This window comes from Blastocatellia bacterium (genome assembly GCA_025055075.1).
In the GTDB taxonomy this organism is placed as follows: Bacteria; Acidobacteriota; Blastocatellia; order HR10; family HR10; genus HR10.
Window position 1 is genome coordinate 115967 of sequence record JANWYV010000004.1, and the last position, 26158, is coordinate 142124.

Below are 26158 nucleotides of genomic sequence, written 5' to 3' on the forward strand. Positions count from 1 at the left end.
TCGGTTCACAACCCGCCCGACTTTCGCCCTCCTCCACCTGAGCGCTGCACTTCTCGTTCGATCCACCGCATGAGTCGCTCCGCCCGATGCCGCACCATGAGGAGCAAATCCTCATCTTGCTCCAGGTCCCGCAGCAACGGCAATAACTTCTCCGGCTCCCCGAGCCATCCATTCTTCAACTCGGATTCCAACCCACGCAATTGCTTATCGAGATCGAGCGGCCCATGCTGCCGAGCGAGGGAGATCAAGAAGACACGATATTCCTGCATGGCGATGCCTCGGAGCCGCTGCGCCAACTCCCGCATCTTCTCGTGACGCGTGAGCGTGAACCGCACACTGCGCTGGCGATCCCCGTGACGAACCCGAAGGATGACCGTTCCCAAAGACGGCATCTCGCGCTCCGCTCGATAGTCTTCCGTGCTCTCCAAAAAGCGCAGAGCTTCCAAATCCCTCTTCACCCGCTCCACCGTGCTCGCCAGGAGTTGGAGAGGCAGGACGATTGGTTCCTCGGCTTCTTGTCGCCAGAAGGAGAAAGTCCCGCGTCCGGTGTCATCGAAGTGAAGCTCGAAACGCATGGGATCGAGCTGCGGGTGCTCAAACGTATACGTGCAGGACCATGACGATCGCGACTCAGCGCTCTGTCCGAGTCCCACTGTTACACCGAGCCCCAACAGGCCACACGCTATGACCACGCGCCAACGCGCGCATTCTCTCCTCTTCCGGCCTGACCGCATCTCTGCCTCTCTCCTCCCCCGCGATGCCCCAGACGAGCCATCGGCTATTGTAATCGAACGGAGACGACCTTGGAAACACCCGGCTCTTCCATCGTCACGCCGTAGAGGACATCGGCGATCTCCATCGTCCCCTTGTTGTGCGTGATGAGGATGAATTGCGTGCGATGGCTCATTTGAACAATCTGACGCGCGAAGCGGGCGATGTTCATATCATCCAGCGGCGCGTCCACTTCATCGAGCACGCAGAAGGGGCTCGGCCGATAACGGAAGATCGCCAGGAGCAGCGCCAACGCCGTGAGCGCTTTTTCCCCTCCGGAGAGGAGCTGAAGATTCTGAAGGCGCTTGCCCGGAGGTTGGGCAAGGATGTCGATGCCGCTCTCCAACACGTTCTCCGCATCGAGCAGCAGCATCTCGGCACGTCCTCCGCCGAAGAGTTCGCGAAAGACTTCGTCGAAGTGCTCATTGATCGCCTCGAAAGCCGCAAGGAAACGGTGGCGCGCGCGCCGTCGGATCTCGCGAAGCGCCTCTTCGGTCGAGGCGATCGAGCGCTCGACATCCTCGCGTTGCGCGCGAAGGAAGGCGAGTCGTTCCTCGGCTTGCTGCAGCTCCTCCACGGCCATGAGATTAATCGGCCCCAGCTCTTCGAGTTTTCGCCGCACCTCGGCAATTCGCGCGCGCACGGCGTGCGCATCACCGGTCGGTCCCGATTCCTCTCCGATGGAGAGCACTTCGTCCAAGCTTTGCCCGAGTTCGATCTGACAGCTCTCGCTCACGTGGCGGCGCTCCGCCACGAGTTGAGCGCGCGCGATCTCCTCTTGCTGCAAGCGATCCCGCAGTCGCGATTCTTGCTCGCGCTGTTGCGCCAGGCGCGCTGCCAAAGCATCCACGGCCACGTGCGCTCCGCTCAAGTGCTCCATCGCGTGGCGCACTTCCGCCTCCGCCCGTTCTCGGGCTTCCTCCAGCTCCCGTTCACGCTGCGTGAGCGCGCGCTGTCGCTCTGTGCATTGTTCCTGTTCGTGGCGAAGGCTCGCGCGTTCCAGACGTAATTCTTCGAGGCGTCGAAGCAAATGGTGACGTTCTTGCTCCAAGCGCCGCACCTGACCATGTATGGCCTGACGCCGCTCCCCCTTCGCCGCCAGCTGGACGCGCAGCGCTGCCATTCGCTCGGCCAGAGCTTCGTTCTGCCGACGCTGCTCGGCCAACGCCGCTTGGCGAGCGCGGTGCTCCGCTTCGAGGGCGCGAAGGCGCTCTTCGGCCCGCTCTCGCTCAGCGAGCGCATGCGCATATTCCTGCCGCACGCGTTCTCGTTCTCGTTCGGCCTCCGCGTGCTCGAATTCGATCACTGCCAGATGTTGGCGCGCGCGCGCCAGGTCACGCTCCACTTCCGAAAGGTGTTGCTCGTGCTCGCGAAGGACGCGCTCGCACTCCTCGAGCGCCGTCTTCCGCTGCGCGCTTTCCTGGAGCCAATATTGAACAGCGCCCTCCAACTCTTGTTGCTCCCGTCGGACTTCATCAAGTCGCTCGGCCAGCTCCTCGCGGCGGGTGTGGAGGTCGCGAATCTCCCGCTTCACGGCGAGAATGCCCACCGGCTGCTCCCCTCCTCGGCCGCCAACCAAGAGCGTTCCCCCGCGCACCCATGTCCCTTCTCGCGTCAGGAAGATGCGATTCGGATCCTCTGCGGATCGCCGAATGGCCGTTTCGAGATCCTGCGCGATCTCAACCCGTTCGCACTCCGGGAAGGCTCGCACGAGTGCGCGCGCCAGAGCTGGCGTCGCCCCCAAAGCTCGGAAGAAGCCATTGAGCTCCGGAATTTCCTCCATCTCCCCCCGACCATCGGCTGCCTCTCCCTCTTCGAGCACCAGAAAATGCGCCCGTCCAGCTTGAGCAGACTCCAAGATGGTGAGCGCTGCTTGCGCATCGTCGAGCGAAGGAACGAGGATCGCCTGCAACCGTTCGCCCAAAAATCCTTCGACCATGCGTTCGTCCTCTGGGGCAACGCGAAGGATATCGGCTAGCGTTCCCAACAGGCGCACGTGACCGTTCTGCCGATGGAACTCGAAAAGGTATTGCACCGCGCGAGAGGCGTAGGCGAATCGTTCGTCCAATTCAAGGAGCGAGGCCAAGCGATTCTCGACGGCGATCGCTGCCTTCTCAGCCTCGGCTCGTGCCGCGCGCACCTGCTCTTCTTGTTGGCGAACGTTCTCCAAATGATGCTGCGCTTCCTCGTAGGCCGCTCGAAGCATCTCACCTTCGCGACGCTGCGATTCGAGCGCGCGAAGCAGAGACTCTCGATCCGTGAGAAGCTGCGCCTCTCGCGCGGCGGCGCGCTCCCGTTCCGTCTCCAGGCGACGAAGCTGCGCCTCCAAACGTCGCGAGGTCTCCAAAAGCTGCTGGCCGACGTTGTGCCAATGCGCAGCCGTTGCGATGGCCTGCACATGGTGGGCGCGCATTTGCTCTAGCTCTCGCTCGTGCTCGGCCACAAACGCTAAGGCGCGTTCGTACTGCGCCTGCTCGCCGCGCATCTCCTCCTCATGCGTGGCGATCTCGCGAATGACCTTCTCCATCTCCTCCGTGAGCCGGGCGATCTCAGCGACAACGATCCCCAGACGCTGCTGGACCTCTTCCTCTTCGCGTTCCAAGGCGCGCTCGCGCACGCGAAGGTCTTCCAACTGCGTCTCGCACTGCGCCGCTTGTCCCCTCACGCGCTCCAACTCAACCTCGATTTGCGCCAAGCGCTCGCGGGTGGAAGCGATCCGCGCTTCGCGAGCGCGCTCTTCCTGAACGAGCCGTTGCTGCTCGGCTTCCAAGGTCGCGATCTCCGCCATCACGTCCGCCCGCGCGCGCTCGAGCGCTGCGATCCGCTCATCCGCAGCGGCCAGATCCGCGTCCAGGCGCTGCGCCTCGAATCGAAAGAGCTGCCGCAAGAGCGCCCGCAGCTCCTCGCGGAGCCGCCGATACCGACGTGCGCGCGCTGCTTGTCGCTTCAAGGTCCCCACCTGACGTTCGACCTCCGCGATGAGATCGTTCAAGCGCACCAGGTTCTGTCGCGCCGATTCCAACCGCAGCTCGGTCGTGCGCTCTCGCAACTTGAGTCGCGTGATTCCTGCCGCTTCTTCGATTACTGCCCGACGCTCTGAAGGCTTGGCTTGGATAAGTGCCGTCACCCGATCCTGACCGATCAACGCATAATGTCCAGGCCCTAGTCCCGTTCCAGCGAACAGATCGTAGATATCGCGCAAACGGACCGGTTGACCATCAATCAAGTATTCGCTCTCGCCGGAACGATACAGGCGTCGGCTGATCGTCACCACCGTGCCCGCCGGAATGATCGCTACTGGCCAGGACCGGCGTGACGCCTGTGGCGCTTTGTCCTCCGAGGCTTCTTCCCCCGCCTCCTCTTCCCGAAGCCGGACTTCCTCCGTCGCCACGAGCGTGAGGGTGACCTCCGCCATCCCCAGAGGAGGGCGTGCGCGCGTGCCTTGAAAAATCACGTCCTCCATGCGCGTCCCGCGGAGAGATCGCGCGCTCTGCTCCCCGAGTACCCACGCGATGGCATCGGCGATGTTACTCTTGCCGCATCCGTTTGGTCCCACGATCGCCGTGATCGCGTTCGGGAAGGTCAGCTCCGTCAAATCGCAGAAGGACTTGAACCCATGCAGTTCGATCCGTTCCAATCTCCACATCGTCCCGGCCAGATGCACAAGATGTGCGATACCATCTCCTGCGAGCCACAATATAGTGGAGTCAAAGGGGATTGTCAAAAGGTTCTCCCGATCGAGCGACCAAGGACTCTCCAGGCGATGGGGAGGAATCCGGCCGCCAGGAGGATCTTCAGCAGATCGCCGAGCAGAAAGGGCCAAACTCCAAGCGCCAAAGCGCGCTCCGGAGACGCGAATCGGAGGAGCCCCAAAAGTCCGGTGAGATAAATGACCATTTGCCCGATCGCCATCGCGGCTACCGCCGTCGCCCATCGGCGATCCCAGCCGCGTTCAGCTAGGGCACCCGTCACATAGGCGGCGAGGACGAATCCCAAGAGATACCCTCCCGTCGGTCCCATGAGGTGAGCCAGGCCGCCGCGTCCTCCGGCGAAAACGGGCCACCCCATAGCCCCCTCTCCCAGATAGAGGAGTATCGCCAACGCGCCCAGACGACGTCCGAGCACCATCCCCCCTAACAGGACGATCGCCGTCTGCGCCGTGATCGGCACGGGCGTGAACGGCAGCGGAATCGCCCATTGCGCCGAGAGCGCGACCAAGAAGCTGAAGCCCACGACGGCGAGAATCCGGCTGAGCCAAGCGCTTTCGGCCACGAGATATTCCAACAACGTCCGTCTCTGGACGAGCGCTTTCATCGTCATTCTCCCCCTCCTTCATTCCATCGCGAATCGGACAACCGCTCGCTGAGCGCGCGCAGTTGCATAATGATAAGGACAGCGATCGGCGGAAGCAAGATCAGATTGATGAGCCCATAGCTCAGCAGCAACCGTCCGTTGACTTGCACGAGAGCGTATCGGATGAGTGATCCGAGCACCAGCGCCAGAAGATACCCCCCGGCGAGGAACGCCAGTGCTGCCGTGCGCGAGAACGGCTTCCCCCGCGTCTCTTCCTCGATGCGCCAAAACGACGGCGTCATATCGTCCGGATAGGTGTAGTAGTCTAAACACACCATGACGTCGCGCACCAATTCCCACATTCCCATGCCAAACAGGCCAAGACAGATTGCCTTTCCCACCGGGCCGAGCATCTCGAAGATCGGCGGTCGGAACAGGGCCACGAGAAATGCGGAAGCGAAAAGGGAGACGACGAGCATCACCGCCGTCTGACGAACCGCCGTCTCCTCGTGTTCGCGTCGAAGCAGCTCCTCAACGATGACCTTCAAGCGCTCGTGCAGGACAGCCGCACGCTCTCGCTGACGCAAATATTCCTCGTAATCTGCGAGCAATCCCCGATCGTAGAGGTCGCGCAGCCGCCGATTGCTCAAGACCTTGTACGCTTCCGTGATCCGCGCGAAATCTTCCGCCGCCGTCGGCGAGGGGTTCACATCCGGGTGATAGCGCTTGGCCAAGCGACGGTACGCGGCCTTGATCTCCCGTTCGCTCGCTTGACGCGAGACGCCCAAGATCTCATAGAGATCGGCCATCGGTTTAACTCCGCGACATTACGCCGCGCGGATCGCTTCCACCAACTCATGAGGCGAGAAGCGACTGCTCGGAACGGATTCGCCACCGGCGTCCTGACGTTCGTCAAATACGCATGCATGGCCCTGCCCCCCTCACTCATACGGCTGTCATCCGTCGCCAACGTTCGATAAGCTGCAGCTCTTCGGCCCGATGAAAATAATTCTCTGGTGGCGGTCCCTGATACTCGCGCTCAAACCATTCGATGCTCGCGCGCATCCACTCGCGCCACGGGGTGGACCGCCACCCCAGCTCCCATTGCGCTTTCGAGATGTCCAGGATCCACGAGCGGGAAGCCGAATACGGAGAGAACGCGGGAGCGATCCCCTGCGCGCGCAGCCATTGGAGAGGAATGTCTACCGTCTCGACCCTGGTCTCCAAAATCTCGGCCGAGAGTTTGACGAACTCGCGCACCGAGACGATCTCCTCCTGAGCGAAGTTATACACGTGTCCGATGCTCCGCTCCTCCTCCAGGAGTCGAAGGAATGCCCGCACGACGTCTCCCGAAAAGATGAAGCGACAATCCGTGCGCCCGCCATCGGGAAGGATGAGCGGCGCGTGATCCTTCAGGCGCACCCAGTAGCTGTACGCTCGCAACGTATGATCGCGAGGGCCGATGACAACGGGCAGGCGGAGGATCGTGACGGGGAATCCCTGCTCTCGATACGCCCGCTGCAGGACCCGCTCGGCCTCCAATTTCCCGAATCCATAGGCCAATCGCGGATCCCCGCGAGCTTGTGCTCGCTCGGGAAGCCGCTCCGTATCGTCCTCGCGATAGGGATTCATTACCCCCTCGAGACAGGAATATACGGCCGCCGTACTCGTGAAGAGGAAGCGCCTTGTCCGCCCAGCGAAGACTTCGATGGCGAGACGACTGTCTTCGGCCGTGAAGCCGATGTTATCTATGACGACATCCCAGGTCCTCGTGCCTACGGCCTCTCGGAGCGCAGTGGCCTGTTGCCGATCTCCCGCGAGTCGCTCGACCGAAGGCGGCAATGACGCTGGCGTGCGCCCGCGCGTCAATATCGTCACCTGATGGCCTTCCTCCACCAGCCGATGAACCAGTTGCAGACCGAAAAATCGCGTTCCGCCGAGGACCAAAATTCGCATGGACCTTCCCTCACGAGAGCATTCTTCGGAGGCGCGACGAGACCACTTCCTCAGGCGCTCAGCTCTTCTTCGCCGCTTTCAACCGCTTGATCCGCTCAGCCGCTTTCGGATCGGCGTAGATGAGGATGGCTCGAAACTGGCTGTTGGTGATCGGTCCAAGGGCATAATAGATGCCTGCCTTCCCATACTGCTTCATGAATTCCTCGACCATGGCATGGGGATTCTGCCCATTTCGGAAGCGCAAGCGCGCGACGAGCACCTTCCCCTCGCGCTGTTCCGGAGAGACGAGCAAGCGCCCGCTGGCCAGCCGCTCGCGACGACGCTGTCGCCATCGCCGCTTCTGCTCTTGATACTTCTCTGGATTCGCTCGAATCCACGCCTTCTTCATCTCGCGCCTCGTTTTCGCCACCGTCGCCATACCTCCTCTCCTCCCACGCTCCTAATTATTGCCCAAGGGAACCCGTTCGTCACGAACGCTCGGACGACTCCCTCTCGGCCTCTTGGCAGACGAAGTGCGCGAGCGTCCGCACGCCCATGCCCGTCGGTCCGCTCGCCAAATAGGGCTTGTTCTCCTCAAGCCACGCCGTTCCCGCAATATCCAAGTGCGCCCACGGCGTTTCCTCGGCGAACTCCTTCAAGAAATACGCCGCCGTGATGGCCCCGGCCTTGCGCCCGCCGACGTTCTTGATATCGGCGATCTGGCTCTTGAGCTGTTCCCGATATTCGGGATCCAGTGGCAGAGGCCAGAGTTTCTCGCCCGCCTCGCGTCCGGCCGCGATCACCCGATCGACGAGCGACTGATCGTTGCCAAAGATAGCCGCGTAGACGGAGCCCAGAGCGACGATGCACGCGCCCGTGAGCGTCGCCAGATCAACGATCGTCTGCGCGCCGAGCTGACGCGCGTAAGTAATGGCGTCGGCTAAGATGAGCCGCCCCTCCGCATCGGTGTCGATCACCTCGACCGTCTTGCCGCTCATCGTGCGAACGACGTCGCCCGGCTTCTGCGCGCGTCCGCTGGGCATGTTCTCGGTAGCGGGCACAAGTCCCAGCACTTTGATCTTCGGCCGCAATTGCGCGATCGCTCGCAACGCGCCGAGCACGGCCGCGCCGCCGGCCATATCGTATTTCATCTGCTCCATCCCGGCGGCTGGTTTGAGCGAGATGCCTCCGGAATCGAACGTGATCCCCTTGCCGAGCAGAGCGATCGTCGGCAAGCGACTCAAGAACGCCTCATCCCCCTCAGGGATGTAGCGCAGCACGATCAAGCGCGCCGGTTCATCGCTCCCCCGCGCGACGCCCAGGAACGCTCCCATGCCCAGCTCTTTTATCCGCGCTTCATCGAGCACTTCAATATCCAATCCGTACCGCGCGGCCATATCTTCGGCCCGGCGCGCCATCTCCACGGGAGTGAGGACACTCGCTGGCTCATTGACGAGATTCCGCGCGAAATTCGTCGCTTTGGCCAGGATCATGCCGCGCTCGATCCCGCGTTGGATCTCGATCTCCGATTCTCCCTCGGCCACCAGACGCACTTCCTCGATCGTTCGCTCCTCCTTCTCCTGCGTCTTGTAAGTGCCCGGATCGAAGAGGCCCAACAGGACGCCTTCGACGGCCGCCTGCGCGCTCTTACTCAGATCGAGCGTGGATCGGCGCAGCAGCGCCATGGAGCGTATACCCCGCTGGCGCAAGAAACGGGCGGCTGTGCCGGCCACCTGGCGAATCGTATCGAAGGTGAACTCGGAACGTTTCCCTGCGCCGACGAAGAGGACGCGCGAGGCCGCCAGTGCACCCATCGTCGGCACGTAGAGCGTCTCGCCGAATTTCCCCTTCACTTCGCCAGCGGTCAAAGCGGCGGCGAGTACACCGCGTAATCGTTGATCCAGCTCGCGAAGGAGCGCCTCTTCAAGACCTTCTCCCTCAAAGAGGCTGATGCACAATGCCTCTACGTCCACCTCGTGGAATTTCCGAAAGTCCGGCTTGATGCGCATATCACCTCCTGAACGCTTTCAAAATCACCTCCGTCTCGCGCTCAATGGCCTTACGACGTGCGGCTTCGCGCTTATCGTGCAGTTTGCGCCCGCGCGCCAACGCGATCTCGAACTTCACCCGTCCATTCTTCAGGTAACAGCGCGTCGGGATGAGCGTGAGCCCTTTCTCCTGCACCTTCCCCATCAAGCGCAAGATCTCCGACTTATGCAAAAGCAGCTTGCGCGTGCGCGTCGGCTCATGGTTGAGCCGTCCGCCGTGTGGATACGGACTGATGTGCGCATTCACCAGCCACGCTTCGCCATTGCGGATTATAGCATAGGCGTCCTTCAGGTTGATCCGCCCCTCGCGAATGGATTTCACCTCCGTGCCAGTGAGCACGACACCGCACTCGTAGGTCTCCAAGAGATCGTAGTTGTGATAGGCCTGACGATTCGTCGCGATGGTCTTCTCCATGACTCCTCTCTCAGATCTCCCGCTTGAGGGGGCGCTCCATGAGCGCAGCAGCGACGTCGCGGGGATCGCGCCCCTCATAGAGCAGGGCGTAAATGCTCGCCGTGATGGGCATCTCCACGCCGAGCCGTTGACTGAGGCGATAGACGGCGCGCGTCGTTCGCACGCCTTCGGCCACTTGTCGCATGTTCGCGAGAATGTCCGACAATTTCCGTCCACGTCCCAATTCGATGCCGACCTGCCGATTCCGCGAGAGCTGTCCTGTACACGTGAGCACCAAATCGCCTACACCCGCCAGGCCAGCCATCGTCTCGGCGCGCCCGCCGAGCGCCACAACCAAGCGCGTCATCTCCGCTAACCCCCGCGTGATGAGAGCCGCAATGCTATTGTTTCCCCATCCCAAGCCCGCGACCACACCGGCGCCGATCGCGATGACGTTCTTCACAGCACCCCCGATTTCCACCCCGACGACATCGGGGCTCGCGTAGATTCGAAACGACGGTCCCGAGAGCAATCGCTGCACCAATTGACTGTACTCCAACGGATAGGAAGCGGCGACGACAGCCGTCGGATCGCCGCGCGCGACCTCTTGTGCGAAGCTCGGACCGGAGAGCACTACCACACGCGGCTCGAACTGATCGCGCAAGACTTCGCGCAGGACCTCCGACATCCGCATTTGCGTCTCCACTTCGAGCCCCTTGGTCGCACTCACGAAGATGAGCTGCGGATGCAACCACGGACGCATGCGCTCATAGATCGAGCGACACACGTGCGAAGGAATAGCGGAGATCACCACGTCCGCGCTCTCCAGCGCCTCTTCCAGCGACGTCGTCACCCGCACCTGCGAGGGGACGAGCGCTCCCGGCAAATACACCGGATTCTCCCGCCGTTCGCGGATCGCCGCAGCAACTTCCGGTTCGTGGCTCCAGAGCGTGACAATGTGCCCCCGCCTCGCCGCTAAGATCGAGAGGGCCGTCCCCCAACTTCCGGCGCCGATGATCGCCACGCGGTGAACGGTTTCGTTCATGACACGCGGGCTCCAAGCTTACGCTCCGTGCCGGCCAGCAGCCGCCGAATGTTCTCCCGATGCCGGAAGATGATCAATGCTCCGGTTAAGGCGGCGGTCACGACCAGGGGTTGAATCTCTTGCTGCGGATGGCGCAAGACCTTCTCCCCCCAAAACCAGATCCAAAAGGGGATCGAGGCCGTCGCGAAGATGGAGCCGAGCGAGACGTATCGCTTCGCATACACGATCACCGCCCAGAGCACGAGCCCCGAGAGCACGGCCAGTGGAGAGAGGAGCAGATACCCCCCTGCTCCCGTCGCTACGCCCTTTCCCCCTCGAAACCCGATCCACACCGGAAAGATATGCCCGGTGACGGCCAACACCACCGCCATCCCCATCCACCAGGGATCGTTCGCCGTCAGCTTCCCCGCGAACACAACAGCCGCCATCCCCTTCCCAATGTCCAGCAGTCCCGTAAGGATCCCCCCTTTCGCTCCTGCGATCCGACTCACGTTCGTCGCCCCGATGCTCCGACTCCCGATCGTCCGCACGTCAACGCGATCCGTGAAGACGTACTTGACCAGCAAATATCCGAAGGGGATCGAGCCGAGAAGATACGCGCCAATCATGCCGAACATGGAACGCATGAGCATCGCTTCCCCCCCTTTCCGCGAAAGCAGAATCATAGCGAATCCTCCTCGCGCTGATCAAGAAGCTGCGAATGCTCCTTGATCGCCAGGGAGTGCGTGCGCCATACTTCCTCAGCGCATGAAGGTACGGCCGTATCTCTCCATCGTCATCCCGGCCTTCGACGAGGCCCGTCGGATCGAGCGCTCGCTGCAGGAGATCGTGCAGTATTTGGAGCAGCGACCATTCCCGAGCGAGGTCATCGTCGTAGACGACGGCTCGCGCGATGCCACGGCGGCAATCGTCCGCGCGTTCGCCGACACCTGGTCGAGCGAGCACGTGTGCGTGCGTCTGCTGCGCAACGAGCGAAATTTCGGGAAAGGCTATAGCGTCCGCCGCGGTTTTCTACACGCGCGCGGCGAGATCGTCCTTTTCACCGATGCCGATCTCTCGACACCGATCGCGGAAGCCGAACGCCTTCTTCGGATAATCGAGACCGAGGGCGCAGATGTCGCGTTCGGCTCGCGCGGTCTCGATCAGCGATTCATCCTGAAGCCACAATCGCTCCTGCGACGATGGGCCGGACGAATCTTCAACCTTCTAATGCGCGCGCTCACTGGGCTCCCCTTCAAGGACACGCAGTGCGGCTTCAAGGCCTACCGGCGCGAATCCATGCTTCCGATCTTCCGAAGCCAACGAATCTTCGGATTCGGGTTCGACGTCGAGATCCTCTACCTGGCACGAAAACGCGGCCTGCGTCTTCGAGAGACACCTGTGCTCTGGGCCAACGCCGAAGGGACGAAAGTTCGCCTGGGACGCGATGCCTGGCGCACGGCGTTCGATCTCCTTCGCATTCGGATGAACGATTGGCGGGGACGATATGCCTCGCTGGAGGCTGAGAGGGGAATGACTCGGAAGGGATCTGAGACGCTCCCCCCTTCGACCCCCTCCGTTGACGGAGCGTCCTGATGTGCCATAGTATGAATCGTTCCTCATCCACGAGGAGAACGAGATGGCTGAGACCGAACGCATTCGATTGACGCAATTCAGCCACGGAGCCGGTTGAGCGTGTAAGTTGAGTCAGAAGGACCTGGTCGAGGTCCTGAGCGCATGGGCTCCGATGGAGGATCCGCGCGTGCTCATCGGCGCCAAGGACGCCGATGATGCGGGCGTTTACTTGCTCGATGAGCAAACGGCCCTCGTCTTCACAACAGACTTCTTCACGCCCGTCGTGGACGATCCGTATGCCTTCGGACAGATCGCCGTTGCCAATGCACTCAGCGATCTCTACGCTAAGGGTGTTGATCCGCTCCTGGCGCTTAATCTCGTGGGATTCCCGGCGAAGAAGCTGCCTCTTCATCTCTTGAGCGAGATCCTGCGCGGGGGTGCCGATAAGGCTCGCGAGGCTGGCGTCGTGATCCTGGGCGGACATACCGTGGATGACCTCGAACCGAAATACGGTTTGGCCGTGCTCGGATTCGCCCGTCCGGAAGAGATCATCCCGAATTCAAGCGCGCGTCCGGGCGATCGTCTGATCTTGACGAAACCGCTCGGCCTGGGAATCATCACAACGGGGATCAAGCGCGAGCGGGTCTCTCCCGAAATCGAAGCCGAAGCCGTCCGCGTCATGACGACGCTCAATCGCGCTGCCGCGCACGCCATGCGTCGAATCGGCGTGCGCGCCGCCACCGATGTCACCGGATATGGATTGCTCGGTCACTTGCGCACCATGCTCGCGGCCAGCGGCGTGAGCGCGACGATCTGGCTCTCGCGCGTTCCCGTGCTCGCAGCCGCGTGGGAACTCGTCGCCGAGCGCATCGTGCCCGGAGGCACGCTCGCCAATCACGCGTATCTCGCCCAATTTGTGGACTGGGACCCGGAGATCTCCGAAGAGGCGCAACTGGTCCTCTGCGATGCGCAAACGTCCGGTGGGATCTTGATCGCTGTCCCTCCGGAGAAAGTGGAAGCACTCTGCGCAGCGCTGGAGGAGAGTCACACGCTCGCTGCCGCCATTGGAGAAGTCACTACCGGAGCTGCCGGGCGAATCCGCGTTCTCCCCTGAGTCACGCCTCCATCAATCCCGCCTTCACCAATTCCTCATCCGGCACTCGCACGAGCAGGACAGGACATTTCGCGTGATCGAGGACCTTGCGACTGACGCTCCCCATCAGGAATCGAAAGATCCCCGTTCGCCCGCGCGCGCCCATGACGATCAAGTCCGCCTGGATCTGATCGGCGAGCTTGAGAATTTCTTCGGCAGGATCGCCCAACACCATCAATTGGCGGTGAGAGATCAACCCCTGTCGCGCTAACTCAGCATTGGCCTCGGCGAAGATGCGCTCGGCTTCCAACTGGTGCGCAGCCCGCCATTCAGCCTCTCTCTCCGGACTGACATACGTGCTGCGTTCGACTCGAGAGAGCGGAGCGACATACAGCAGGGTGATCTCCGCTCGCGCAGCGTCAAGCAACTGACTCACCCGTTGGACGGCCAAGCGAGCATTGGGCGATCCATCCACGGGAATGAGGATGCGTCGTGGCCGCGGCAAACGCTCCGGTTGCTCCCGCTCGCTCAACGCCACGACCGCCGGCAGCGGCATCCCCGCCAAGTACTTCAGCGCCGATTCTCCTCCAGTGCTCAAATGACGGATCCGCTCGATCGGAAGACCGAACTGCCGAAGGGCTTGCGTCAGACTATCGCCGCAGATGATGACGTCCTTCCGCTCGGCCGGAACGCGCCCGGTCACATACTCCGCCATCGCCCGCGTCCCCTCAGCGAAGGGAGCCCATTCCCATCGCCCGAGCGGGCCATTCCAAAAGACCGTGCGCGCCCAATCGAACAATTCCACGAGATGGCTGATCGTCATCGGCCCGATGTCCACGGCCACCGCATAAGCCGGGATCTCCGAGGCCACAACGACATGACGCGGAAGAGCCGCGATCTTCTCCGGATCGCCGTGCGCGTGCTCCAGCGCTTCCGCTTCGACGACGACGAAATCCGAAGGAAAGACGAGTCCCGTCGGATAGATCTCCCCTCGGCTCCCGAGCGCCTGCTCCGCCCGCTTGAGGAAATCTTCAGCGAGCTTAAGAAAGGCCGTGTTCACTGGAGACCGGCCGACTTCATACCCCTGCGCCTTGAGGAAGGTGAAACAAAGCGCCCCCCCGATGAAGAGCCGATCCACGCGGGGCAAGAGATTCTCCAAAACGGGCAACTTTTCTTCCAGGCGCGAGCCAGCGACAACAGCCAGAAATGGCTTCTGCGGATTCTTCAAGACGGCCTCCAACATCAACAGCTCGCGTTCCATGAGCAAGCCCGCGGCTGCCGGCGTCACGTAGCGCGTGATGCCGACCGTAGAGGCCTGTCCGCGATGGGCCAGTCCAAACGCATCATTGCAATACACGTCGGCCAGATCGGCCAACTGACGCGCGAAGGCCGCGTCATCCAAGTCCTCCTCCGCATAGAAGCGCAGATTCTCCACCATCAGGATATCGCCCGGCTTCAACTCGTCCACGAGACGTTCGACGTCCCGCCCCACGCAATCGTTCGCCTTGCGAACAGATCGCCCCAAGAGCTGGCTCAAGCGCTCGGCGAGCGCGTCCACGCGCCATTCCTCGACCACGCTCCCGCCCGGCTGCCCCCAATGCGTACCGATCACCACACGGGCCCCTGCCTGAATCAGGAATTGAAGCGTCGGCACCACTTGCTGGAGTTTGAAATCATCCGCGATCTCTCCAGTCCCCTCTCGTCGAGGGACATCACCATCTATTCGGACGAAGACCCGCTGCCCCGAAAGCTTCTCGCGAAGGTGACCGATCGTCAATTTCTCCATAGGTGTCCCTCCCGACCGCGCCCCTCCCTCTCAGCACACTCAGCTTGACGTCTGAGCTTTTGCCGCCAACCGATTGACCACGATCGTCAGACGCGATTTATATCGAGCGGCGGCGTTGCGATGAATGACGCCCTTCTGGATGGATTTGTCAATGATGGAGATCGTCTGCGGTAGAAGCTCTTGCGCCGCGCGCGCATCGCCCGCTTCGATGGCGCGACGCAATTTCTTGATGTACGTGCGCAGGCGCGAGAGATTTCGCCGATTGATCTCGCGCCGCTTCAAGTTCTTCCGCAATTGTTTCATCGCCGACTTCGTGCGCGGCATATCCTCCCTTCTCCCATGATGCTTTCGACAGAATTCCCGTCACCCCTCCAAAAGGAAGTCAAGTATAGGGACCCCTCCGGTGCCTGTCAATCGCGGGGCTTCTCCCCTCCCCGATGCGAAGGCGCCGAGGATTTCACGACTTCGAACTCGAAGAGGATCTCTTTCCCCCGAATGACGAAGCTCAAATAGTGCTCCCAGAAACGGCGCAGAAAGCGCAATGCCGGCCATCGCTCGTCCAAATTGATGAGCCATTCCCATCCCAGGTACTTCCACAATCGGAGCACCGTCACATGGATGCGTCGCGGCTTGAGCCGCACGTCCGTATAAAAGGGGAAGAGCGGCTCCTCATCCGTGAAGCAGCGGAAGGAGAAGCTGTTCAGGTGGATGCGATGCGTGGGATCGGTCGGCCAATCCGGGTTCGTGTAATGCGGAGCGAGCAGGCGAATGATTCCTCCTGGCCGCGTGATCCGATGCAGTTCCGCCATGACGCCGAGCACGTTCTCGACATGCTCGATCACGTGACGCCCGACCACCTCGTCGAAGGCGTCGCTCACAAAGGGATACGGGACGCGGTTCAAATCGTAGAGCACATCGGCGGCCGTACGGGGATTCACGTCCATGCCGATTGCGCCCTCGATCTTGTGGAGCCCGCAGCCGATGTCAAGGATGCGCGGCACGGCGAATCCCACTCACATGGGCGAAGGCCTCCCAACCGGGATAGCGAGCGCTCTCTCCCAACTCTTCCTCGATGCGGAGGAGCTGATTGTACTTCGCCACGCGATCGGTGCGACTGAGCGAGCCCGTCTTGATCTGCCCGAGATTGGCCGCCACGGCAAGATCAGCGATGAATGTGTCCTCGGTCTCTCCCGAACGATGCGAGATGATCCCCCCGTAGCCGTGTCGGCGCGCCAGTTCGATCGCCTCCCACGTCTCCGTGAGCGTGCCGATTTGATTCACCTTGAGGAGAATCGCATTGGCGACCCCTTCTTCGATCCCCCGGCGCAAAAACGCCACGTTGGTGACGAAGAGATCATCGCCGACGAGCTGCACGCGCTCGCCGAGTGCCTCGGTCAATGCCCGCCATCCCGCCCAATCATTCTCGGCCAAACCATCCTCGAGAGAGAGGATGGGGTACTGGCGAACGAGATCCTCATAAAGCCGAATCATCTGCTCCGACGTGCGGCGCGAACCATCCGATTTTTTGAAGACGTAGACGCCCTCTTCGTACAATTCGCTGGCGGCCACATCCAAGGCGAGGGCGATGTGCGTTCGCGGCTCGTAGCCCGCCCGCACAATCGCCTCCAGGATCAGCTCGATCGCCTCCTCCGTGGATCGCGCGTTCGGAGCGAATCCCCCCTCGTCGCCGACCGCCGTGCTGTAACCACGCGCTCGCAAAACGGCTTTGAGCGCATGAAAGACTTCAGCTCCCCATCGCAAGGCCTCGGCGAACGTTGGCGCGCCGACGGGGACGATCATGAACTCCTGAATATCCAAGTTGTTGTCCGCATGCACGCCGCCATTGAGGATGTTCATCAACGGCACGGGCAACGTACGAGCGCCGATGCCCCCAAGATACCGATAGAGCGGAAGCCCGAGCGCCATCGCCGCCGCACGCGCCGTCGCCAGGGAGACGGCCAAGATCGCGTTCGCGCCTAATTGACTCTTATTCGGCGTCCCGTCCAACTGCTGCATCGCTCGATCCACAGCGGCTTGGTCGAGCGCGTCCATGTTGAGCAGCGTCCGCGCGATCGGCCCGTTGATGTTCGCCACGGCCTTGAGCACCCCTTTGCCCTGATACCGCGCCCGATCGCCGTCGCGCAATTCAAGCGCTTCGTGCTCGCCGGTCGAGGCTCCCGAAGGAACGGCAGCGACGCCCACGGCGCCCCCCGCCAATCCGACTTCCGCTTCCACCGTCGGATTTCCTCGCGAATCCAGGATCTCGCGCCCGCGCACATGCACGATCGTGGTCACATCGCTCACGGCTTCCTCCTATGCTCAAATGCTCGCCGAGCAATTGTGACCGATCTCCATCGAGCGCGCAAGCAAGGATTCGCCCGCCATTGCGTTTGAATGCGAAGCCAACCTACACTCTCGCTCTTGCTGAGCAATAGAGATCGCATCGAGGAGAGAACAATGTCACGAGAATGGGGGATCAACACGATCGCTGTTCACGCCGGACGCGAGGTGAATCCCACGCGCGCGGTCGCACCGCCGATCTTTCAAACGGCCGTGTTCGAACTGGAGGACGCGGCTGCCGGGGCTCGCTTCGCGCAAGAGATCGCACCGACGGAGTACTACACGCGTTGGGGCAATCCCACGACGCGACAAGCTGAAACTCTCATCGCCGCTTTGGAGGGAGGTGAGCGCGCGCTCGCCCTCTCCTCGGGAATGGCGGCCGTCGCGACAGCCGTCTTCGCATGCGTCACAAGCGGCGAGCATATCGTGGCCGGACGCTCGCTCTATGCCGCGACGATGGAGCTTTTCCGAAACATGCTCCCGCGACTGGGCATCGAGGTCACGTTCGTCCCGCCAACCGATCCGGAGAATTTCCGCCGCGCGATTCGCCCGAACACGAAGCTCATCTACGTGGAGACACCTTCGAATCCTCGATTGGATGTGACGGATCTGAGCGCGGTCGCCCATCTGGCGCGCGAACATGGGATCTTCACCATCGCCGACAATACGTTCGCGACACCTTATAATCAGCGCCCATTGCAACTGGGTATTGACGCGGTCGTCCATAGCGCGACGAAGTACCTCGGCGGCCATCACGATCTGACGGCGGGCGCGATCGTCGGCTCCGCGGTGTTCATCGAGCGCTGCTGGCAGCATGCTAAGCTCTTCGGTCCCACCCTCAGTCCCTTCGAGGCCTGGCTACTCATCCGCGGGATGAAGACCTTCGGCTTGCGCTTGGAGCGGCAGAATGCCAACGCACAGCGGATCGCGGAGTTCTTGGAGACGCATCCGCAGATCGAGCGCGTCTTCTACCCGGGATTGCCCTCGCACCCGCAGCACGATGTGGCCCGGCGACAGATGCGCGGCTTCGGCGGCATGGTCGCCTTCGAGGTGAAGGGAGGACGAGAAGCCGGACGACGATTGGTCGAATCCGTGCGCGTGATCACGCTTGCTGTCAGCCTCGGCGGCGTCACCTCACTCATCCAGCATCCGGCCTCGATGTCCCACGGGCCCATCCCGGAAGAAGAGCGTCGGGCGACGGGCATCACCGAAGGCCTCATTCGCCTCTCGGTCGGGATCGAGGACGTGGAGGATTTGATCGCCGATCTAGATCAAGCTCTGGCGCGCCTCGCCTGAAGGAGCGTTCACGCCGATGGCTCGCGCACCGTCAGGACCGGACAGCGCGCCAAGCGCACGATCTTCTCGGCGATGGAGCCGAAGACCAGATGCCGCCATCCCGTGCGCCCGTGCGTCGCGATGACGATCAGGTCCACGTTTTTCTCGTCCGCCGTTCGCAGGATCTGCTCGGCCACATCGCCATGCGCGATGATCGGATGGACGGCGACGCGCGTCTGCAGATCGTTCACGAGTGCGGTCATCTGTCGCTCAGCATCTTCATGGAGCAGCCGCTCGTATTCGGGCACGTCGAAGTGATACGTCGGCCGCGGCTCCAGATACGGGATCGCGGGAACGACATGAACGATGTATAACTCGGCATTGAACGCCTCGGCTAACGGAATGGCCAGATCGAAAGCTCGTCGAGCGGCTTCGCTGAAGTCCGTTGGACACAGGATGCGTTTGAATTGCAACATGCGTCCCTCCATTTGGGGATCTCCCACACGATCCACCGCAGATCGCGTGAGGCATAAAGCGTCTCGCCCTGAGCGCCTCTTCACAAGAGGCTCGGCTCTGTCGCTCCAGGACGAAAGCCCACACCTTCGACAGAGATCATCCCCGGCTTCCCCACTTCTCCCTGCACTTCGAACTTCACGGGCAAGAATTGCTCGATGACCCACACATTGGTCAACAGGTGATGGGTGAGCTCAGAGACGGTGATCGTCGAACGCCCCTCGGCCAAAGCCATGTAGAGGACGAGTTGATCGGCCAGATGCCGATCCACCACTTTCCCAGAACGGTGATGTGCCATCAGCGCACGGTGCACTTCATCGGCGACCATCTCAGCGCGCTTCCCGATCTCGCCCAGCGCTCCGAATCCCGCGACGACCTCTCCATAGTGAGCGAAGACGAAGAGGCCCGTCCCTCTTCCGAGAGCTGGAGCTTGCACCAGCTCCACCTCGGCCACAAGCTCATATTGAGCCAGCCGTTGAATCAATCGCCGACCAAGACGTTCGGCGATCGAGAGGGGAAGATTGGAGACGACCGCCAAGCCTTCGATTTTGATCAACTCTTCCCGCTTGATCAGCTCAATCGCCGAGAGCCGTTCCACCGGCTCGATGTCCGCTTCGACGATTCCTCCGCCCTGAGGATACCATCCCCAGCGAATCGTCCTCGCGCTCGCGCGTCCTCCCATGCGCTGGAGCGCAGGCAAAAAGACCTTCTCCACATACGTCGTGGGGGGACTGAAGGGCACGTGCGTGCCGCCTTTGAGGACCAAATGCGTGGGACGCGGCGCAAAGAGTAAGGCAGGCAGAACAGCTTGGAAGATCAGGCTCACGGATCCAGCGCTCGCCCGAATCTTGCTCACATCGAATTCGTAGACGCCTCCCTCGCACTTCCCCGGCATGAAGATAAGTAGCTCCGAGCCCAATTCGTCCCCGAGCACACGCCCCCGCGTGATGTCTCGGATCGCGCGCACGGCCGTCAGGTGCTGCGGTTGTAGCCCCGGAACCTTCCGCCCGCGACGGATGTTGACGATCTCCACCTCGCGCGCGAGCAAGGCCGCGAGCGCCAAGCTCGTCCGCAGGATTTGCCCTCCTCCCTCGCCAACCGATCCGTCTATGCGCACGACCATGGCCCGACTCCCCGAAAAACGTCACAAGCGACGAGGACGAGATGCCCCGCCTTCGCCACTTGCGCTCACACGGGCGCCAACCACCATTTATTTTAGCGGGCGCGCGGCAGGGCCTCCAACGGCGCTGGTCGAGCGAATCGAAAGCTCCGCTCACCAGTGAGGAAAATCATCTTTGCGTTCGCGATTCACATCGCATGCGCATCTTCGATTGGATTCGCCTGCGCCTGAACGGCCGTGATCGCAATAGCTCCGATGTCCTCCATCCTACGCTGTGCGAGAGATCGTCCGTTGGTTTCCGTCGCAGAATGGAACCGATGGTCCTAGCTCCGGCTAATCGTTCGGTCGGCTTACAGGCGATGCTGTCAACGCGCGCTCACCGTCCCCTCGGAGGCTGCTTCAAATGCAGATGTTCGGGGGGACGCCGATTCCTCGCAAGCGGAGAGACAGCCTAGGTGGAGAACGAGCGCCCCTTGCCAATTGCTGTGGATCGCTCTGGTAGGGGACGAGAGTTCTTCCGAGACCGGATGGTAAAAATCCAGCCGCCGGCGAGGAGCCATCCTAGTTGGGGGCGAGAATTCTTCCGAGGCCCACCTCGAGGGCTTGAGAGCAAATTCATCCCCGCCACGCCTCAGAAGCGGAGGCCCAGGCCGAGAGAGAATTGAAAGTTATGGCCAATGAAGCGCTCGGACTGAATCGGCCCGGATGTCGATAGGCTCGTTCGACTCCCGAACCGAACGATATGGTCGCCAAACTCGAAGCGAACGACCACGCGACTCCTGTGCGGGGGATAAATCTCGAAGACCCCTCCCACGTCCGCAGCGAAATTTCCCTGCGCCAGCCGCGCGACCACGGGCATGGCCCCATCCGGGCTGATGAGGAAATCCTTGTCAAGATTGAGAGCCCCTATCCTGGCCTTCGTAAACAATCCCACTCTCGTGAAGCGTCGCCCCACCTTCGCTCCCCATAACCATTGGGTTTTCCAGCCATCAGCGATCTTCGGATCTGGAGAAAGGACGTTCACAACCATCTCAAGCGTGACCTGATCGTTCAGGTCATACCCGATGCGTCCCCCAATGCCGATCAGAGTTCTCCTTGGTTGCCCCTTGATGCTGCGCATATGGCCGATCGCCGGCGTTTGCACGCCCACCTCAAATCGAGATTGCGCGAGCGTCATCCGATTTGGGGAAGAGCACGATCCATATACCGAGCACCAACGGGAACGCTTTGATAGGCCTCACAGCTCCCCTCCTATCGGCCTTTGTCAACCACAATGGGCACACCCAACGCCCACTCCGCCAATCGGCGCCAATTATCAGCGAACCGCGAAGGGCTCATCAAGCCTCAACATCTCCGAGCACTCGGGAATGAACATCGCGTCCGCGGTCTCGCGCGTCACGACGAGGGCGTCCCCTTACCAATCCCCGTAGCCCGGACGTGCGAGGTCAAGTATTGGGCCTCCTTTGCCAAAGGAGGCAGGAATAGGATCTCTCTTACAGCGAATGAGCGTAGGCGGTGGGATCAGCGAGACCAGCTTGCGCGAAGGCTTGTTGGCGCTCAGCGCATTTGCTGCAGCGGCCACAATGCTGTTGGCCAACGGGAGCGAGGCAAGAGAACGTCAGCTCCAGCGGCAGATGGCGGCCGCGTTGGATGATCTCCGACTTCGAAAGTCCGCGATACGGTGCCAAGATCGTGAGCTGATGGGCTAACCCCTGGCTCAACGTTCGCTCCATGAGCGAGAGGAAGGCAGGCGTCGCATCTGGAAAGGGATTCCCTTCGAGCAAACCGAGGGCGATCGTCGAAACTCCGCGCAGCGCACAGAAGATGGCCGCTTTCGCCACCAAGATGATGTTGCGTCCAGGCAGATAGACCGAGTCCCACGCCGCCTCATATTCGGGGACTCCATCCCCAGTCACGCTCCAATGCCCTCCATAGACATCGTCCACGGGAAGCTGCATCACAGTGAGCGGATGAAGGCGCTCATCGCGCAGCCGATCTAAGAATTGCCGCAGCCAATACAACTCGACGTCCTCCCACCGAAGTCCGCTTCGGATGTAGACCGGAAAGACGCGCGCGTATTGCGGCAGCACCTCGGCCGTGAGGACAGCACTATCTAACCCTCCGCTCGTGAGAACACAAATGGCCGATGAAGATTCATTCACCGACGACCTCCCTTCCTCTCCATCCGCTGCGGGAGAAGATCACCGCTTGGTGAAGAGCCTTCGACCGGTTCACCCTTTTGGCCCCTCAAATATCGAGATTTCTCACATCGAGGGCATGCTCCTCGATGAACCGGCGTCGCGGCTCAACGGCATCACCCATAAGGATGGTGAAGATCTCGTCCGTCTCGACGGCATCCTCAATGCGCACCTGCACGAGCGTTCGGCGTTCGGGATCCATCGTCGTCTCCCACAGCTGTTCGGGGTTCATCTCCCCCAGTCCCTTGTAGCGCTGGATGGTCAAATCCTTCTTGGCGATGGCGAGCACGCGATCGAGTAATTCCTCTCGCGAAGCGACTTCCACACGGGCCCCGTTCTCGATGATCTCATAGGGGGGCGTCATGAGATCGCCCAACTCGCGATAGAGGTTGAGAGCCTTTTGGAACTCCACATGCGTGGCGAGCTCCCAATCGAGGACAACGCGCCCATTCGGTCCCTCGCCGACCTTCAGGCGGAAGAGTCCGTGCTCTTCATCCTCGGCAAGATCGGTCCAATACCCAGCCTCTTGGAGGCGCGCTTCGACCTCAGCGAGCCGATCTTCGTCGGCGAAGAGATCATGCAGACTCATCCCCGGACGAAGCACGCCGCGCCTGCCGACGAGCGCCATGAGGATTGCTTCGACGAGCTTTCGATCGTGCAACCGACGTTCGAGTTTCTCGAAATACGTCTTGAACTCGATGAGCCGTTCCAACGTGCGGGCCAGCTCGCGCCCTTCGATCTTTCGCTTCCGTCCGACGACGAGCACGATCTCCTCAGCGGCCTTGCGCATGAGATAGCTCATCATCTCCCGCTCATCCCGCACGTACTGCTCGCTCTTGCCCCGCTTGACCTTATAGAGCGGCGGCTGGGCGATGTAGAGATGCCCGCGCTCGATCAGCTCCGGCATTTGACGATAGAAGAACGTCAGCAACAGCGTTCGAATATGACTCCCATCGACATCGGCGTCGGTCATGATGATGACCCGATGGTAGCGAAGCTTCGAGATGTCAAAATCATCTTTGCCGATGCCCGTGCCGAGAGCCGTGATGAGGGCGCGGATCTCACCGTGATTGATCATCTTGTCGAAACGCGCTTTCTCCACGTTGAGGATTTTCCCTTTGATCGGCAAGATGGCTTGGAATCGGCGGTCCCGGCCCATCTTGGCCGATCCTCCGGCGCTGTCCCCTTCGACGATGAACAATTCGCAGAGGGCCGGATCCTTCTCCTGGCAGTCGGCCAATTTCCCCGGCAATCCGCTCTGCGCATCGAGCGCGCTCTTGCGACGGGTGAGGTCGCGAGCGCGCCGCGCCGCTTGCCGAGCGCGAGCTGCCTCCACGGCTTTGGTCAAGATCGCTTTGGCGACTTTCGGATTCCGCTCGAAATAAAGGCTGAGTTGCTCGGAGACGAACGATTGCACGACGCCTGAGATGGGATTGAGCAATTCCCGCTTCTCATTTCCCTTGAACTGCGGCTGTGGGATCTTCACGCTGATGACGGCCACGAGCCCTTCGCGCACGTCCTCGCCGGTCAAATTCTCCCCGAGATCTTTCAACAATCCCATCGCCTGCGCGTACTGATTGAGCGTGCGCGTCAAGGCCGTCCGAAAGCCCGTCAGGTGCGTCCCGCCATCCACCGTATTGATGTTGTTGGCGAAGGAGAAGACCGTCTCCGCGTATGTGTCGTTGTACTGCAGGGCCACCTCGATCGTGAGGTCATCTTTCTGAGTTTGGAAGGCGATGACATCGGGATGGAGGACGTTCTTGTTCTTGTTGAGATGGCGGACGAATTCCGCGATCCCGCCTTCGTAGCGGAATTCGCTGCGCCGCTCGGGCGTCACGCGCTCATCAGTCAACGTGATGAGAACGCCGCTGTTGAGGAATGCTTTCTCGCGGAGCCGCTGGGCGAGCAGCTCGAAGCTGAACTCAGTCGTCTCGAAGATCTCCGGATCGGGCTTGAACGTGATCTTCGTCCCGCGCCGACGTGTGACCCCTGTCTTGCGCAAAGGTCCCTTGGGCACACCGCGCTCGTACTCTTGTTCGTAGACGCCGCCATCGCGCCAGATCTCCAACCGCAGCCATTCCGAGAGGAAGTTCACGCAACTGACACCGACGCCGTGAACGCCGCCGGAGACCTTATAGGCATTGGCATCGAACTTGCCACCGGCATGCAGCTCGGTCATGACGACTTCGGCGGCCGAGCGCCCTTTCTTGTCCGTCGGATGCTTATCCACAGGGATGCCACGCCCGTTGTCAATCACTGTGATCGAGTTGTCCATGTGGATGATGACGTCCACACGATCGCAGTAGCCGACTAACGCTTCATCAATCGAGTTGTCCACGACCTCGAAGACGAGGTGATGAAGCCCAATCTCGTTGGTCGGACCAATATACATGTGGGGCCGCTTACGGACGGCCTCCCGTCCTTCGAGCATCGTGATCGAACGGGCTGTGTACTCGGACCCGTCCGACGCCGAAGGAGGGCCCGCGCCATCGGTCACTTCACGCGCTCGCTCCGTCACTACTTTCGATTTTGGCTCTTTAGTCACGGGTTTCGCCTTCGCCATAGTCTCTGCCTCCTCAACACGAGGTCTCACACTGACTCTCGGCTCGTTCAGTTGATCGGTTCACTTCATCCCCCTGCGCATGAGGTGGAATCGGGATGAGATGTCCGGCCTCGACGCGAAAGCGCATCGTTTGGGGATAGCTCGCTGCGGCGATGTCCGGCTTTGAGGTCGTGAGGAAGCATTGCGCGCGACCCTGCAAGTACTCCAACACCCGCGCAATGCGTCGCCGATCCAGCTCCGCATCCACATCATCCAAGAGAAACACGGCCTCTTCTTCAAAGGCAAAATTATAGACGGAGACTTGCGCTAAATCAAGCACAATCAGGGCGCTACGTTGCTGACCGAGGCTCCCATAGTGGCGCAATTCCCGCCCCTCGAAGGTGATCGCCAGTTCATCTCGATGCGGTCCCACCAACGCGTGTCCAAGGGCCAACTCTGCTGTCAAGCGCACGCGCAATCGTTCGGCCAGCAGCTTCTCGTATTCACTCACATCTCCATGAGCAGCGAGCGAGGAGACATAGCGGATGGCGATTTGCTCCGAGCCAAATAAATCCGCTGGCAGATGACGCTGCAGCAGCTCCACATATCGGGTGCGGGCTCGATGGATGAGCGCCCCATAATGGACCAATTGCTCGTTCCACACTTCGATCTCTTCGAGGAAGCGACGGGGATCATCGCTCTCGGCGGCCAATTTCAGCAACCGATTCTTCTGCTTGAGGACCCGCTGATATTGTTCCAACGTATGCGCGTACTTGGGATCGAGGCTGAGGAGGCCTTCATCCAGGAAACGGCGGCGATGCTCGGGTTCTCCCCGAATGACGTCCATGCGCTCAAGGGAGCAAACGAACACGACGAGATGGCCGAGATACTCCGAAAGCGTCCTCCGCTTTCCGTTGACGAAGAGGGCGCGAGTGCGCGGATTGAGTTGAACGGCTAGCTCCACGCGCGTCCCGCGACGCTCGACAATCCCCCGCACGAAGGCCTGAGGTTGCCCATGCCGGATGACCTCTAGAAGACGCGGCGTGCGAAACGAGCGCGCGTGGCCGAGCACGTAAAGAGCCTCCAGCAGGCTTGTCTTCCCCTGCGCGTTCTCCCCGTAGAGGAAATTCAACCCGGGCCCGGGTTCCCATCGCTCCTCCGCGATGTTTCGGAAGTCCACGACTTCCAGGCGGACGATGCGCATATCTCTGGCCGATCCCTCCGCCGCTCCCCGTTCTCCCCACTCTTCGC

The 26158-nt window shown here is 61.3% G+C and carries 22 protein-coding genes and 1 pseudogene; 3 read left to right on the forward strand and 20 right to left on the reverse strand.

Annotation, left to right across the window (positions count from 1 at the left end; genetic code table 11):
- Positions 1–5: 5 nt before the first annotated feature.
- The 10 genes and pseudogenes from NZ746_01085 to plsY all read right to left on the reverse strand — a co-directional run bounded on the left by NZ746_01085 (position 6) and on the right by plsY (position 11151).
- Positions 6–734: a hypothetical protein gene (locus tag NZ746_01085; GenBank protein MCS6815951.1), complete on the reverse strand. Its 729-nt coding sequence runs from the start codon at positions 732–734 to the stop codon at positions 6–8.
- Positions 735–778: 44 nt separating this feature from the next.
- Positions 779–4417 (reverse strand): chromosome segregation protein SMC, encoded by a 3639-nt coding sequence (gene smc / locus NZ746_01090; GenBank protein MCS6815952.1) that lies wholly within the window; start codon positions 4415–4417, stop codon positions 779–781.
- Positions 4418–4491: 74 nt separating this feature from the next.
- The gene (locus NZ746_01095; protein ID MCS6815953.1) at positions 4492–5091 is read right to left on the reverse strand and encodes a biotin transporter BioY; all 600 of its coding nucleotides are present in this window, start codon (positions 5089–5091) and stop codon (positions 4492–4494) included.
- 590 nt (positions 5092–5681) lie between these two features.
- Positions 5682–5873, reverse strand: a pseudogene (locus NZ746_01100) (DnaJ domain-containing protein).
- A gap of 136 nt (positions 5874–6009) precedes the next feature.
- Positions 6010–7020: an NAD-dependent epimerase/dehydratase family protein gene (locus NZ746_01105; protein MCS6815954.1), complete on the reverse strand. Its 1011-nt coding sequence runs from the start codon at positions 7018–7020 to the stop codon at positions 6010–6012.
- Between the two features lie 58 nt (positions 7021–7078).
- Complete coding sequence (locus NZ746_01110; protein MCS6815955.1) at positions 7079–7408, reverse strand: hypothetical protein; 330 nt, start codon at positions 7406–7408, stop codon at positions 7079–7081.
- A 79-nt stretch (positions 7409–7487) separates the two neighbouring features.
- The gene (locus NZ746_01115) at positions 7488–9008 is read right to left on the reverse strand and encodes a leucyl aminopeptidase (protein MCS6815956.1); all 1521 of its coding nucleotides are present in this window, start codon (positions 9006–9008) and stop codon (positions 7488–7490) included.
- 1 nt (position 9009) lies between these two features.
- Positions 9010–9462, reverse strand: a complete 453-nt coding sequence (smpB, locus tag NZ746_01120) for an SsrA-binding protein SmpB (GenBank protein ID MCS6815957.1) — start codon at positions 9460–9462, stop codon at positions 9010–9012.
- Between the two features lie 10 nt (positions 9463–9472).
- Positions 9473–10486 carry an NAD(P)-dependent glycerol-3-phosphate dehydrogenase gene (locus NZ746_01125; GenBank protein MCS6815958.1) on the reverse strand — a complete coding sequence of 338 codons (1014 nt, stop codon included), beginning with the start codon at positions 10484–10486 and terminating at the stop codon, positions 9473–9475.
- On the reverse strand, positions 10483–11151 hold the full coding sequence (gene plsY / locus NZ746_01130) for a glycerol-3-phosphate 1-O-acyltransferase PlsY (protein ID MCS6815959.1): 669 nt from the start codon (positions 11149–11151) through the stop codon (positions 10483–10485). The genes NZ746_01125 and plsY overlap by 4 nt, the downstream gene beginning before the upstream one ends.
- 82 nt (positions 11152–11233) lie before the next feature.
- Here plsY and NZ746_01135 point away from each other — a divergent pair, with 82 nt between their 5' ends.
- Both NZ746_01135 and selD read left to right on the forward strand, forming a co-directional pair.
- The gene (locus NZ746_01135) at positions 11234–12061 is read left to right on the forward strand and encodes a glycosyltransferase family 2 protein (GenBank protein ID MCS6815960.1); all 828 of its coding nucleotides are present in this window, start codon (positions 11234–11236) and stop codon (positions 12059–12061) included.
- A 43-nt stretch (positions 12062–12104) separates the two neighbouring features.
- Entirely contained in the window at positions 12105–13154 is a 1050-nt protein-coding gene (selD, locus tag NZ746_01140; protein ID MCS6815961.1) for a selenide, water dikinase SelD, read from the forward strand.
- A 1-nt stretch (position 13155) separates the two neighbouring features.
- On the opposite strand, the gene pgk is transcribed toward selD, so the two are convergent.
- The 4 genes from pgk to eno form a co-directional block, all read right to left on the reverse strand.
- Complete coding sequence (gene pgk, locus NZ746_01145; GenBank protein ID MCS6815962.1) at positions 13156–14919, reverse strand: phosphoglycerate kinase; 1764 nt, start codon at positions 14917–14919, stop codon at positions 13156–13158.
- Positions 14920–14958: 39 nt separating this feature from the next.
- On the reverse strand, positions 14959–15243 hold the full coding sequence (gene rpsT / locus NZ746_01150) for a 30S ribosomal protein S20 (protein MCS6815963.1): 285 nt from the start codon (positions 15241–15243) through the stop codon (positions 14959–14961).
- A gap of 86 nt (positions 15244–15329) precedes the next feature.
- Positions 15330–15920, reverse strand: a complete 591-nt coding sequence (locus NZ746_01155) for a methyltransferase domain-containing protein (protein ID MCS6815964.1) — start codon at positions 15918–15920, stop codon at positions 15330–15332.
- Positions 15904–17214 (reverse strand): phosphopyruvate hydratase, encoded by a 1311-nt coding sequence (eno, locus tag NZ746_01160; protein MCS6815965.1) that lies wholly within the window; start codon positions 17212–17214, stop codon positions 15904–15906. Before eno ends, NZ746_01155 begins: the two co-directional genes overlap by 17 nt.
- Before the next feature lie 162 nt (positions 17215–17376).
- Between eno and NZ746_01165 the strand changes: the two genes are divergently transcribed.
- Entirely contained in the window at positions 17377–18555 is a 1179-nt protein-coding gene (locus tag NZ746_01165) for an aminotransferase class I/II-fold pyridoxal phosphate-dependent enzyme (protein MCS6815966.1), read from the forward strand.
- A gap of 8 nt (positions 18556–18563) precedes the next feature.
- Here NZ746_01165 and NZ746_01170 read toward each other — a convergent pair whose 3' ends face one another.
- From NZ746_01170 to NZ746_01195, 6 genes are all read right to left on the reverse strand, one after another.
- On the reverse strand, positions 18564–19022 hold the full coding sequence (locus tag NZ746_01170; protein ID MCS6815967.1) for a universal stress protein: 459 nt from the start codon (positions 19020–19022) through the stop codon (positions 18564–18566).
- Positions 19023–19090: 68 nt separating this feature from the next.
- Entirely contained in the window at positions 19091–20170 is a 1080-nt protein-coding gene (gene rtcA / locus NZ746_01175) for an RNA 3'-terminal phosphate cyclase (protein ID MCS6815968.1), read from the reverse strand.
- A 628-nt stretch (positions 20171–20798) separates the two neighbouring features.
- A complete protein-coding gene (locus NZ746_01180; protein ID MCS6815969.1) occupies positions 20799–21287 on the reverse strand; it encodes a hypothetical protein in 489 nt (162 codons plus the stop codon).
- A gap of 373 nt (positions 21288–21660) precedes the next feature.
- Complete coding sequence (locus NZ746_01185; GenBank protein MCS6815970.1) at positions 21661–22329, reverse strand: 7-cyano-7-deazaguanine synthase; 669 nt, start codon at positions 22327–22329, stop codon at positions 21661–21663.
- 85 nt (positions 22330–22414) lie between these two features.
- Positions 22415–24928, reverse strand: coding sequence for a DNA topoisomerase (ATP-hydrolyzing) subunit B (gyrB, locus tag NZ746_01190; GenBank protein MCS6815971.1), 2514 nt, complete (start codon positions 24926–24928; stop codon positions 22415–22417).
- A 13-nt stretch (positions 24929–24941) separates the two neighbouring features.
- Positions 24942–26111, reverse strand: coding sequence for a DNA replication/repair protein RecF (locus NZ746_01195; protein ID MCS6815972.1), 1170 nt, complete (start codon positions 26109–26111; stop codon positions 24942–24944).
- Between the last annotated feature and the right edge of the window lie 47 nt (positions 26112–26158).